The organism is Prevotella sp. P2-180, from assembly GCF_002251435.1.
Taxonomy (GTDB): domain Bacteria; phylum Bacteroidota; class Bacteroidia; order Bacteroidales; family Bacteroidaceae; genus Prevotella.
The window spans coordinates 1-12,802 of record NZ_NPJI01000065.1; the positions used below are offsets into that span (position 1 = coordinate 1).

Here is a 12,802-nt window from a genome sequence, read left to right on the forward strand (position 1 = left end):
CCCGAGGTCAGGGCGTGAGGGAATGCCTTGACCATGTGGGACCGGAAAACCTGATGCCAGCTTTGTTTACCATAACAGGCACTACAAGCGCATTGGCATCGGAGGTGACGGTGGAGATACATAACAGAGTGCATCCTCTTAACCAGATTGTTGTCAATATTGGTGAGGCTGCTTCAAAAAAAAGTCAGATGGACGAAATATTTAACGAACTGGCTTTTGAGTTGGTGGAGGAAAAATGGAGGATAGTGGAGGAGGAAAAGAAATGGAGAATGGAGGCTAAACGAGACCGTAACGCCAAGAAACAAAAGGACAAACCAAGATTTCCGCTCAGGGTGCAGACGCTCAACACGACCGTGGCTAACCTCGCCGAAAGACTGGAGGACATTGACGGAAAGCGTGCCATCTCGTTTACGCCGGAGATAGACATCCCGTTGACAAAGTGGGGAAGGAACGGCACAAACGAGTTTTCAACCATGCTACGCCTCGCCTATGACGGTACCACCTACGAAAGGGAGGCAAAAAGCCTCGAGGCTGCAAACGTTCACATTAGAAGCTTGCAGTGGACGGTGATAATGTGCGGTCAGCCGGAGTCGCTGTATAAACTGATGTCTGACCTCACCAACGGTCTGCTGTCGAGAACTGCCATTGCGAAAATGCATGACAATACTTATGACTTCTATAAGGTCGACCTTCCGTTTACTGACGATGAGAAACGCAGAATTCATGAGGTGGCGCATCTGATTGGACTGATGAGGGGCACGATGGTGCTTCCGGTGCTGGAGGAAAAGAGCATAAAGTGGTCGGACAATCTTTGTAAGCATGCCTCCAAAGACGGCAACGATGTGCTTGCACGATGCCGGTTGCGCGACAATGTGATTGCCTACCGCATGACGGTTTGCCTGATGCTGTTTAAGGTGGCTGAGAGGCTGATTAACGAGCATGGATATGAGGGGGCGGAGAAGGCTCTGGTGGAAAATCCTGACATCACAGCCGAGCTGATAGTGGACGAACAGACGCCTGCAATGCTCAAGGTGTATCAAAACATTGCCGACTACATTGTGGACATGGAAATGCTCTTTTTTGGCGAAAAGATCAAGGCCAAGTACGAGGACAAGAACTGCCGGGTGTTAGGTGATGAAAGAAAGTACCGCACCAACAACGACACCATCTACGAGTGTCTGCCAACAGTTTTTTCGAAAGACCAGCTTGCGCAGCAGTGTAAGATAAACACTGGGGAAGACCCGACAGAAACGAAGGTGTGGAGCATGTTGAGAAACTGGAAACGACAAGGGCTTATCGTGTCTCAGGGTAACGGATTCAAGAAGAAATGAAGAATGAAGAATGAAGAATGAAGAATGAAGAATGAAGAATGAAGAATGAAGAATGAAGAATTGGACAGAGCTCGTGCTACGCCTATTGAGGAGGTGGCAAAGCGACTGGGAATGAGGGTGGTGCGCCATACGGCGCTCTGCCCCTTCCACAACGACAAGAATCCGAGCCTGCACTTCCACCGTGGCAAAAACCGATATAAGTGTTTTGCATGCGGGGCAAGCGGAGATGTGGTTGACTTGGTGATGAGATATAATAATCTGGGGTTTAAGGAGGCGGTAGCGGAAATACTGGAGAAGAAAGGGGAGATATTGGAGGCGGATGATTGCCACGATGCCTCGCCACAAAAAACTCTGAAAACTCCCGACATAGAATATCTCTCTACACTGATAGCCCATCCGGTGCTGACGGTGGATGCAAGGCGGTTTCTGTTTGACGAGAGGAAGATTGACCCAAGGGTGGTGGAATGGTGCGGTCTGACGAGCATTGACGTGCCTACGCCTTGCTGGCGCTGGGGCAAGGCTTTCTACGACGCTCCATCGCTGCTGATTCCATACCGCGACGTGGACGGAAGGCTGCTGACGGTGCAAGGAAGAAGGTTAGAAGAATTAAAAATTAAAGAATTAAAAATTAAAGAAATGGGCGATGAAGATTCAAAACATTATACTCCTCGATTCCGTTTTCCTCCTGGGTCGCAGGTGGGAATGTATAACAAGCCGGTGTTGCGCAGGTTGGGGGAGGGCGACGAACTTTGGATTACGGAAGGGCCGTCGGACTGTTGGGCAATGTTGTCGGCCGGGAGGAAGGCGGTGGCAATACCGTCGGCTACGAGTCTGACGATGGACGACATAAGACTGCTGACTCACGGACTGCCTGACGGCGTGTCGCTACACATGGCTCCCGACAACGACCGTCCCGGCATGGAACTCTTCCAAGACCTAAAACGGCATTTCCCGCAGATGCAGGGGCATGTGCTGCCCGACGGAGTGAAAGACTTCGGGGAGTGTTGGAAAGATGGATTGTTTTAACATAGTTTTACTACGATGAAGTACAATTTTACGACAATTATTCGTAACTTTGCAGCGATTTATTAAGCATTATGAGTATGATTCGATATAGAAAACCTTTTTTATGGATGACAACAATGGCACTGTCGTTAGTGTCGCTCTCGTCTTGCTTCAAGGACGAGGCGCCGAATGCGGAATGCGACATAACAAAAGCATGGATTCATGTGGATACCCCTGAGGATATGTTTTTCCAAACTACCGATACTGCCATCAACGTGCGTTACGATATGAACGAGATTTTGTTCAGAGTGAGGCGAAAGACTGACGTATCCTGTCTCGCTCCTTGGTTTGAAATAACCCCAGGGGCAAAAATATCGCCCGCCAACGGTTCGGTGCAGGACTTTTCTAACGGACCGGTGACTTACACCGTGACCTCTGAGGACGGAAACTGGAGCCGACGATATGCGGTGACGGTGAGCCCTACCACGATGATTGTGCCCGACACCATCTCTTTCGCCTTTGAAAACGCGAAGGTGTACACCGACTCGAAGACCAAGGCCACCTACTACAAATGGTATGAAACCGACGAGAACGGCAATGACATCGAATATTGGGCTAACGCCAATGCGGGATTTGCCATGAGCAAGTCGAGCGCGGCTCCGGAGGAATATCCTTCTGTCGCGGTGGACGGATATGAAGGAAAGTCGGTGAAGCTCACCACAAGCAGCACCGGAGCCTGGGGAGAGATGGTGAGAAGGCCATTGGCTGCCGGCAACTTCTACATAGGGGAGTTTGACGTGTCGTTAGCCCTCATCAACACCTTGCACTGCTCGCGCATGGGGCTGCCGTTCACAAAGAAACCGGTGAAGGTGACAGGCATGTACAAATACAAGGCGGGAGACGTGTATTGGGACTACGTGAACTACAAGAAGGTGGAGAGGCCCGACGTGAAGGACGAGGCGGTGATATACGCCTCCTTCTACAGAAACCACGACGATGGCGGCAACCCGGTGATGCTCTATGGCGACGACAGCAAGACCAACCAGAACATCGTGGCTTTTGCGAGTGTGGAAAAGGTGGCTGAGACCGACGTCTGGACTCCGTTTGAGATGACGTTCACATATTTCACCGACATCGATATCGACGAGCTGGAGAGAAGGGGATACAGCCTCACGGTGGTGTTCTCGTCGAGTGCCGCCGGCGACTACTACAAGGGTGCTCCCGGAAGCACGCTGATGATAGACAATGTAAGAATAATCTGTGAAAGCGAAGAATGAGTATGAAGAAGTTTTTATTTACAATGCTGATGGCAGCATGTATATCACAGACGATGGCAAGTGAACTTTCCGACAACTTGAACTATACGTTCCGAATAGGCTATAACATAGGTGGAAACGCCCCTGTGGGAATGCCGGAAACCATCAGAAGCCTGAATAGTTACAACTTTGAGCCAAACATTAGCCTCGGACTCGACCTGTGGAAGGACATCTGGGGAAAATGGGGCTTGCTCGCCGGAGTGAGACTGGAAAACAAGGGTATGAACATTGACGCCACGGTGAAAAATTATCACATGGAGATGGTTCAGGGTGGAGAAAGGCTTGAAGGTATGTATACCGGAAAACTCGTGACCGACTGCAACCAGTGGATGCTCACAGTGCCTGTGATGGCTACTTTCCACACAGGACGCTTCCTTCTGAAGTGCGGACCTTACGCCTCGTATGTGGCGAGCAAGAGTTTCAAAGGTCACGTATATGACGGATATCTCAGAACCGGAGACCCGACGGGCGACAGGGTGGACATGGGACCTGAAGGGGAAGGAAACCCCACCTATGACTTCAGCGGACAGATGAGGCGATTCCAGTTTGGTCTGAACATAGGAGCCGACTACAGGATCGGAAGCCGAATAGGTGTTTCTGCCGACTTGGCTTGGGGACTGACGGGATCGTTCAAAAGCTCTTTCAAGACCATTGAGCAGACGCTGTATCCTATATATGGGACAATAGGACTGACGTATAAACTGAAATAACGCATTTTTTTTCAATTTAAAACTAAACAATATGAAAAAAGTTTATCTAATTATTGTAATGGCCTTGGTGGCTATGACTTCATTTGCAGAGGACTATGTCTGCGGTATGGCTATGGACGTATATGGCGAGCCGCAAGACTTCAATACAGTGAAAATCTCTTGCGTTAAGAATGGAGCAGGAAAGTATGACATCACACTTGACAACTTTTCGTTTGGGACAATTCCTGTAGGCACCGTGAACGTGAATAACGTTGACGTGGTGGAAGAGGAAAAAGGAATGGTCCAATTACACTCTGAGCAAAGCATAAGTATCGCTATTATGCCTGGCTTACAAATTCCCTTGGTGCTCAATGGCACGCTGATCGGCAAAGACATCTTTATACATCTCGACATCCCGGGTGTGGGTGTGAAGTTGCTGCTTTCAAGCATTGGAACACAACTGCAGAACGGAGGATTTGAGGAATGGCACAAGGTGAACGTATCTGACGCTACTGAGAACGAGCCAAACGCATGGCACCACATCATGAGCGCAACGGGAGATTTAGCAAGCATTGTAAATAATAAACAGCATGTGTTCCCCACCGACGATGTGAGACCTGGAACAACCGGAATAAAGGCAGTGAAGATGGAGTCGAGCTCCGTGTTGGGCGTTTCTGCCAACGGAACGATAACCACTGGAAGAATGAAGGCTGGCTCGTTAACTGCTTCTGATCCAAAAAACTGTACATTCATGGACTTGTCGCTTACCGACGTTGACGGCAACGGACAACTCTTTGCCAACAATATTGCTGGAGAGCCCACGGCTCTACATTTCTGGTATAAGTTTAAGATGGGAGCAAGAAACACTGGCAATGCAGCTAACAAGACTGCATCGGTGAACGCATTGCTGACCGACGGAACATACTGTCAGGACCCTGCCGACAAGGAGTACAACAACATTGTGGCTGTGGCTAAGGATGTGACATCAATGGGCGACACCAATGGGGAGTGGAAGGAGATGACTGTGAACTTCTCCTATAAAGACGTGGATGTATTTCCAGCTTCGCTGCTGATAACCTTCTCGACATGTGCCGTGGCTGGAGGAGGAAGTAGTGACAACAACGATCCTGACGTGCTTTATATAGACGATGTGGAGCTGGTTTACGCTCCGCTGCCTGTTGCCCTCAACATCTTCGACATTCCTGTGGAAGGCTTCTCTGCCGACAAAACGACATACAACGTGACTGTACCGGAAGTGCCAACCGACATGGACATCGACTTTGAGTGTGAAAACGGCTGCTCCTACTCGCTCTCTTCATTCAACGACCAGAGCAATGTGCTGACGGTGAACCTGTATAACGAGGACTTGAAGTTTCAGAAGGCCTACACGTTGAATCTCACCATCGACCCGACGGGTGTGGAGAACGTTAATAATGTGACAAAAAAGACCGTGGTAAGCCGTGTGAACTTGGCTGGACAGCAAGTGAAGACCGCTCGGGGAATAACCATTACGAAGTATTCTGACGGTACCACGGAGAAGAGGATAAAGTAAAGAAGTTACAGGAACGGAGCAAGTAGATGGGCAAACCAGCCTACAAACTTTTTCCATGGCGACCGCATTTCATCCCAGAGAGGCTCGGTGAGATAAAGGCTTTTCCGCTTGTCGAGGTCGAAGAGACGCGATAGCTCTCCTGTGGTGCATGAGTCGAGAATGACCGCATTTTCCTCATAGTCCCACCTCAGGCTTCGGGAGTTGAGGTTTGCACTACCCACGGTGCAGAACATGCCGTCGACCATGATGACCTTTGTATGGTGGAATCCCGGTTGGTATACCCATATATGAGCTCCGTTTTTCATCAGCTTATGAGCATTGTAGAATACGCAGTCGGGAGTAAGCGGGATATCGCTATGCTGGGAAATCATTATTTCTACCTTAACTCCACGTTTTACCGCTTTTTTGAATGCCTTTTTCAGTTTTCGGTTAAGTGTGAGATAAGGGTTCACCAGTTTTATTGAATCTTTTGCCGCATTGATGGCTTCGAGATAGAATGTGCGGATGATGTCGGGCGAGGTGTGTGGTTCGCGGTTGATAATGCCGATGGTCTTGTGTCCGGCAGTGGCGGTGGTGTCGGGTTTGAGATGGCTGAATGTCGATGTATGACAGAAATACTCCTCGCCGGAAATATCCTGTTTCGACACCTTGTTCCATATACGAAGGAAGATGCGCTGCAGCTCATCCACCGCACAGCCTTCTATGCGGCAGTGCATGTCGCGCCATTCGCCCACTTGCTCTGTGCCGTTGATATAATAGTCGGCCACATTCATTCCCCCTGTATATGCAATTGTTCCGTCGATGACCACTATTTTCCTGTGGTCGCGACAGAACACATGGTTTACCCAGGGGAAGCGAACGGGGTCAAATTCGAATATTTCTATTCCGGCATTTCTCAGTTCCTTGAGATGGCTCTTTTTCAGCGGCCGGTTGTTGGAGTCGTTGCCGAAGCCGTCGAACAGAGCCCTTACTTTCACACCTTCTTTCACCTTTGTCTTTAGCAAGTCGAAGAGCAAAGACGCAATGGAGTCGTTGCGGAAGTTGAAATATTCCAGGTGTACATGGTGGCGTGCCTGTCTGATGGCTTTAAAGAGGTCGTCGAATTTTTCCTCACCGTTAGTAAGCAGTATTACGGAATTGTTGTTAGTGAACTCTACTGCCTTTGCTTCGAGCACATGTCTTATGGTTGAGTCACTCCGCTGCCCGCCATAGGCCTTTGCCATGACGAGCAGCAGGCAACAAATAGTCATTATGTTGCGTATCATTATTCTTGTTTCCTGTGCAGGAGTCTGTATTCGAGTGGCGACATGCCATATTTCTCCTTGAAAATGGTTATGAAGTTTTCGGCTGTGACGAATCCTACGTTTATGGCAAGCTCGCTGAGGTTGATGTTTGTACGTTCCAGAAGAGTACAAGCGTGCTTTAGTCTCAGTTCCCTTACCAGTTCTGCCGGAGTCTTTGAGGTGATGGCCCTTATCTTTCTGTAGAAAGGCACTCTTCCCATACCCATTGCGGAAGCCATTTCCTCGAGGTTGATATGTCCGCGGCTCATGTTCTGCAGCACGTATTGTTCGATGTTTCTTATAAGCTGCTGGTCCATGGAGTCGGTCATAGAGTAGTCGCCAATGGTTTCGCCGTTATTGTAGAGGCTGAGTTGGGCGTTGAGTCTTTCCTGTGCCTTAGCCTTTTCCTCTTCTTCCTCCTTACGCTTTTCCTCCATCTTGCGTGCCTCTTCCATTGCTGCGCTTGTTTCCTCGTCGGAGATGTCGTCGTATTCAACGGTGGCAGTGGTCATACTAGAGCTGTAGCCTTCGAGTCGTCGTGTCTCCACACCCTCGATAACGTCGCAGAGTCCTTCGGCTGGTGCAAGACCGAGCAGGCGGTTGAAACGTGTGGCAGCTTCGTGAAGATTGAATGGCTTTGAGAGATAGTCGTCGGCAGAGACGGTGATGTTTCTTCCTGCCATTTCCGCAGCAGAGAGCACTCCGTCTGTCATGAGCACGAAGCGGATGTCTTGGTACAGCTTTTCGGTCTTTATCTTGTTGCACAATTCGCTTCCTGTCATCATAGGCATTTCCTCTTTCGCTACCACAATGTGAGGATGCAGCACCTCGAGGTCGTTGTAGGCCAGTGTGGTGTTGTCGTAGGTGTATACATTATATATCTCTCCAAGACGGTTTTTCATGAATTCGAGGAATTCCTTGTTGGTGTCGACGATGATGATGGTGTATTGCTGAGTGACGAGTCCGCTCTTTCTTGGTCTAACCATGTCAGCCGTGAGTTCTTCGTCGGTGTTTTCAAGCAAGTTTACCTCGCCACGGTCGTTAAGTTGCAGTCGCTCCTCTGCCACTGTCACGGCCTTGGATTCCGGATTTTCGAGATACATCTGCATTTCAGACACTCGTGTGATGATTTGCAGCATCTGGAAGTGTAGGGAGTTTACCTGTTCCTTTATCTCCACACTTTCTGCTTTCTCTGATATGGCGCCAATGATGGATGCCATTCGGGCCATGGGTTGTCGGAGGTCGTCGCTGGCGAGTTTCACCTCGTTTCGCTGGCGTGTCAGTTCAGAGATCACCGTTTTCTTTTTGTTCCAGAGATAACGCACTTGTTTTACTATGGTGCGATAGATGAAAATGGCGAATATTATGACAACGATATATATCAAAAACATCCACCACGACAGCCACCAAGGACTTGCGATGACTATATCGAGCACACGTTCCTGCTTGCTCACGGCTCCGTCGGCACTGATGGCCTTTACGTGGAGTGTGTATTTCCCGCTTGCCAGGTTGGTGAAGGTGACACCATGGGTCAGGGCGTCGCCATTGCGCCAGTCTTCGTCGCGGCCTTCCATCCAGTACATAAACTGCAGTCGTTCGCTTTGGTTGTAGTTGCCTCCTGCAAACTTGATGGTGAAGGTGTTTTGCTTGTTGGACAGTTCAAGCACACTGCTTTCGTTGAGAGCTTGTGGCAGTATTACAGTGCCGTTATATTCGTGACCTGTCTGTATTTCTGTCTCGCCTATGAAAAGCTGTGTCAGGATGACTCTCGGGAGGGTGCGGGTGTTGGCTTTTTCACGCTCGCGTGTCCAGTTTACGCCATACAGTCCGCCGAGCAGCACGTTGCCGTCTTTCTTGGTGAGGATGGCGCCCATGTTGAACTCGTTGCTCTGAAGTCCGTCGCTGATGTCGTAGTTGTAGAGTCCGTAGTTGAACTGCTTTTCCTTGTCTATACGTTGCACCACCACTCGGCAGACGCCATTGCTTGTGGTGATCCACATGTTCTTGTTTTTGTCTTCGGTGATGCCACAGATGCAGTTGTTGCAGAGGCCTTCGTTTTCGGTGATATAGTTAAGGCTGTCGTTGGAGAGGTTGAGCACGTTTACACCTTCGCGTGTTCCTACCCAAATTAGTCCTCGTGAGTCTTGTGTGACTGTTGTTATGTAGTCGTTGGTGAAGGTCATGAGGTTTGTGGAGTTACCGGTGAGGAGTGTTTTCTCTGTGGTGGAGAGATTGAGTATCATGAGTCCTTCGTTGGTGCCCACGAGCAGGTTGTTGTTTTTGCCGTAGTGAAGTGATGTGATGTTGTTGGTTGAGAGTTTGCCGTTCTCCTTGGTGTAGGTGGAGAAGGTGTTCATCCTTGGGTTATAGACCTGTAGTCCTCCGTCGGTAGCTATCCAGAGGCTTCCTGTCTTGTCGGCACAGAGGGCGTTGATATGGTCGTTGATGATGGTACGTCCGCTGTCTCTTGCAGCCGAGTAGAATGTGGTTTCGCCGTTGAGTATTCTGGTGAGTCCGTTTTGTTCTGAACCCACCCAAAGGCTTCCGTCGGGAGTAGTGGCCATGGTTGACACTTTTTGGCTTGCCAACGGTCCGTCGTAGCCAACGATGCCTTTGTTGGAAGTTCCGAACCATACTTTTCCGTCTTTGTCTTGTGTTATGGCTGTGATGTCGCCGTACAAGCCTGAGTCGAATTTGTATATGCCTTTTCCGTAGTATGCCACACCGGCTTTTTCTGTTCCCACCCATAGCAGGTCGGTGTCGTCAACGTATACGCTGAGTATTCCTGTAACATCGTCGGTGTGTAGTGATGAGTTAGCGCTTTGTGGTTTTACGGGTTCTATCTCGTGGGTGTTGACATTGATTCTCAGCAGTCCTGCCCTGTCTGTACCTACCCAGATATTACCTTTTCTGTCGCCAGCCATACCAGTGACGCTACTGTCGATGCCTGCTCCGGTGAGGCCGAGCTGGTTGCCGAATTCAGTGTCCCATGTATTGTTTTTCTTGTTGTAGACCATGAGGGTTCCTTGTCCGTAAAGCCAGATATTGTCTACCTGGTCGGCAAATGCTTTCAGGCTGTTTGAGCGTCTGAGATTATTTTCAGCCACCTCTTGAGTCTGCCACACCGTGGTTTGCTGGTTGTCGATGTTGCAGCACACGATGCGTCCGTTGTTGTATACCAGCATTGTACCGTCCCGGCATTCGCTTATTGAGCAGACCTCTCCGTCGGGTATGCCTTTCATGTCGTCTGTATACCCGAAGTCGTATGACAGCTGTTGTTGTGTGTTATAAGCCACAACGCCTTTTTTTGCGATATATGCCCATATGTTTTTCTTTGAGTCGATAAACACGATGTTGGGAATGTCTCTTATGCCCATTCTTGAGAGCACTTGTTTTGTCTCCCTTCCGAATGTTTCTGTTTGCGGGTTGTAGATGCAAAGTCCCGAAGCCGTTTCTATCCATATATTTCCGTCGATGGCTTCCTGCATGCTGTTGATATAGCTGTCGGGCAGTGACGAACCGTCGAGAGAGTTGCACTGGAAACTCTTGAAGGTATATCCGTCGTATCTGTAAAGTCCGGCAGGTGTGCCAAACCAGACAAACCCTTTTGAGTCTTTCATTATACAGTTGATTTGGCTGCTGTTAAGTCCAACCCTTGCGTTTAGGGTCTTGAAAAGGTAAACAGCAGCTGTAGCAAGTGGTATTGTCAGAAGCAGTACCAGTATGAGATGCCTTATGTATTTGATTTTTTTTGCCATATATCGATAAAAAAGTGTTGATATGTTGTGAAAAGATAAGTGGTTGTCTTGTTGGGATATTTGCTAAATCATACATGAGTAGTGGTCGACAACTCCCAAGAGATGCCGTTCTTTGTCTACTACGAGCACTGAGTGGATTTTGTATCTGCTCATTATTCTCTGTATTTCAGAAATCTTAGTATCTGGAGTGACGGTCTTTGGCCTTTCTGTCATTATGTCAGCCACTGTCTTGTCGAAGAATTTCTCTCTCCATTTTTCCATTGCCCTTCTGATGTCTCCGTCGGTGATGAGTCCGGCAATGGTGTTTTCGTCAGTCATGGCAACTCCCAGTCCGAGTTTTCCCTTGCTTACGAGTATTATGGCGTCGCCAAGGTGCATATCTGGTGTCATGACAGGCATCATCTCCGTTATCATCACGTCGTGGGCGGTGGTGAGCAGTCGCTTTCCGAGTTCTCCTCCTGGATGGAACTGGGCGAAGTCTTGCGGCTTGAAGTTGCGTTTCTCCATAAGTGCCACGGCAATGGCGTCGCCCATGGCGAGGGTGGCAGTAGTGCTGCTCGTGGGTGCGAGGTTGAGAGGGCATGCTTCTTTGTCGACGCTGACATTGATGTGGCATGAGGAGTATTTTGCAAGCAGGGAATTGGGGTTGCCGCTCATGCCGATTATGGGTATTTCCATATGCAGCACCATGGGAATGAAGCGAAGCAGCTCGTCGGTCTGTCCGGAGTTGGATATTGCCAATACAACATCGTCGCGGGTCATCACGCCGAGGTCGCCGTGATAAACGTCGAGAGGGTTGATGAAGAACGAGGGTGTGCCGGTGCTTGAGAGTGTGGCGGCAATCTTTGCGCCTATGTGTCCGCTTTTTCCCACACCGGTTACGATCACCTTTCCGTGGCATCGGTAAATAAGTTCAACAGCATCCTCGAAGTTCCTGTCTATCTTCGGTATGAGGTCGAGAAGAGCTTTTGCCTCATCTTTGATGCATTGGATGGCATAATCTCTTATTGTCATTTATATCGGGGTGTTTCAATGTTGTTTATTTCGATTTATTATGTTTGCCACCGCTCTGCCTTATTGGCGGGAAACAAGTTGTTTTACCACGTCTTCAAGGTCGTCGAGCCTTAGCATGTTTGCTGCATCGCTAAGCCCCTTGTCAGGGTCGGGATGAACTTCGAAAAACCAGCCGTTGGCACCGAAGGCCTTTGCTGCCATGGCCATCATTGGCACATACTGCCTGTCGCCACCGGTCTTGCCGCCAGCTCCGCCGGGTCGTTGCACGCTGTGGGTGCAGTCCATGATTACGGTGGGCACTATGTTGAGCATGTCGGGGATGTTTCTGAAGTCAACGACGAGATTGTTGTATCCGTAGATATTGCCACGCTCGGTGAGCCATACGTCCGAGGCACCGCTGTCCTTGGCTTTTTCCACAGGGTATCTCATGTCGAGCCCGCTGAGAAACTGTGCCTTCTTGATGTTTACCGTTTTTCCGGTTTTTGCGGCAGCCACGAGAAGGTCGGTCTGTCTGCAGAGAAAAGCTGGTATCTGTATGACATCCACCACTTCTCCAGTAGGTTCTGCCTGCCAGCTTTCGTGAATGTCGGTTAGAATTTTCAGTCCATAGCGGCTTTTGATGTCAGACAACATCTGCAGCCCTTTGTCGATGCCCGGACCTCTGAATGAAGATATGGATGTACGGTTGGCCTTGTCGAAGGAGGCCTTGAAGATGATATCCACGGCGAGCCTGTCGTTGATGTCAACAAGCTTTCTTGCTACGGTGTCGAGCAGTTCCGCTGACTCTATGACACATGGTCCTGCTATGATTTTTGTTTGCATGGGTTGTTTATTTTTGCTTAAATATGCCCAAA

General features: G+C 49.3%; 9 protein-coding genes. 5 read left to right on the forward strand and 4 right to left on the reverse strand.

Annotation, left to right across the window (positions count from 1 at the left end):
* The 5 genes from CIK98_RS08770 to CIK98_RS08790 all read left to right on the forward strand — a co-directional run.
* Positions 1-1,331: DUF3987 domain-containing protein (locus CIK98_RS08770; RefSeq protein WP_141210483.1), on the forward strand; the 1,331-nt coding region annotated here is incomplete at its 5' end.
* Between the two features lie 45 nt (positions 1,332-1,376).
* A complete protein-coding gene (locus tag CIK98_RS08775) occupies positions 1,377-2,357 on the forward strand; it encodes a CHC2 zinc finger domain-containing protein (protein WP_094383865.1) in 981 nt (326 codons plus the stop codon).
* A 77-nt stretch (positions 2,358-2,434) separates the two neighbouring features.
* A complete protein-coding gene (locus CIK98_RS08780) occupies positions 2,435-3,613 on the forward strand; it encodes a PCMD domain-containing protein (protein WP_253249676.1) in 1,179 nt (392 codons plus the stop codon).
* Positions 3,614-3,615: 2 nt separating this feature from the next.
* Entirely contained in the window at positions 3,616-4,362 is a 747-nt protein-coding gene (locus CIK98_RS08785; RefSeq protein WP_094383866.1) for a porin family protein, read from the forward strand.
* Positions 4,363-4,393: 31 nt separating this feature from the next.
* Entirely contained in the window at positions 4,394-5,893 is a 1,500-nt protein-coding gene (locus CIK98_RS08790; RefSeq protein ID WP_094383867.1) for a calycin-like domain-containing protein, read from the forward strand.
* A gap of 5 nt (positions 5,894-5,898) precedes the next feature.
* Here the strand turns inward: CIK98_RS08790 and cls are convergent, their stop codons facing one another.
* The 4 genes from cls to kdsA all read right to left on the reverse strand — a co-directional run bounded on the left by cls (position 5,899) and on the right by kdsA (position 12,770).
* On the reverse strand, positions 5,899-7,143 hold the full coding sequence (gene cls / locus CIK98_RS08795; RefSeq protein WP_371683259.1) for a cardiolipin synthase: 1,245 nt from the start codon (positions 7,141-7,143) through the stop codon (positions 5,899-5,901).
* A gap of 14 nt (positions 7,144-7,157) precedes the next feature.
* The gene (locus tag CIK98_RS08800; RefSeq protein WP_094383869.1) at positions 7,158-10,934 is read right to left on the reverse strand and encodes a two-component regulator propeller domain-containing protein; all 3,777 of its coding nucleotides are present in this window, start codon (positions 10,932-10,934) and stop codon (positions 7,158-7,160) included.
* Positions 10,935-10,997: 63 nt separating this feature from the next.
* Positions 10,998-11,948 (reverse strand): SIS domain-containing protein, encoded by a 951-nt coding sequence (locus tag CIK98_RS08805; RefSeq protein ID WP_094383870.1) that lies wholly within the window; start codon positions 11,946-11,948, stop codon positions 10,998-11,000.
* A gap of 60 nt (positions 11,949-12,008) precedes the next feature.
* Positions 12,009-12,770: a 3-deoxy-8-phosphooctulonate synthase gene (kdsA, locus tag CIK98_RS08810; RefSeq protein ID WP_094383932.1), complete on the reverse strand. Its 762-nt coding sequence runs from the start codon at positions 12,768-12,770 to the stop codon at positions 12,009-12,011.
* Between the last annotated feature and the right edge of the window lie 32 nt (positions 12,771-12,802).

Coding starts and splice junctions, on each gene's coding strand:
- CIK98_RS08780 (WP_253249676.1), top strand. CDS start 2,435: ATGATTCGATATAGAAAACCTTTTTTATGGATGACAACAATGGCACTG.
- CIK98_RS08805 (WP_094383870.1), bottom strand. CDS start 11,948: ATGACAATAAGAGATTATGCCATCCAATGCATCAAAGATGAGGCAAAA.
- CIK98_RS08775 (WP_094383865.1), top strand. CDS start 1,377: ATGAAGAATGAAGAATTGGACAGAGCTCGTGCTACGCCTATTGAGGAG.
- CIK98_RS08800 (WP_094383869.1), bottom strand. CDS start 10,934: ATGGCAAAAAAAATCAAATACATAAGGCATCTCATACTGGTACTGCTT.
- kdsA (WP_094383932.1), bottom strand. CDS start 12,770: ATGCAAACAAAAATCATAGCAGGACCATGTGTCATAGAGTCAGCGGAA.
- CIK98_RS08790 (WP_094383867.1), top strand. CDS start 4,394: ATGAAAAAAGTTTATCTAATTATTGTAATGGCCTTGGTGGCTATGACT.
- cls (WP_371683259.1), bottom strand. CDS start 7,143: ATGACTATTTGTTGCCTGCTGCTCGTCATGGCAAAGGCCTATGGCGGG.
- CIK98_RS08785 (WP_094383866.1), top strand. CDS start 3,616: ATGAAGAAGTTTTTATTTACAATGCTGATGGCAGCATGTATATCACAG.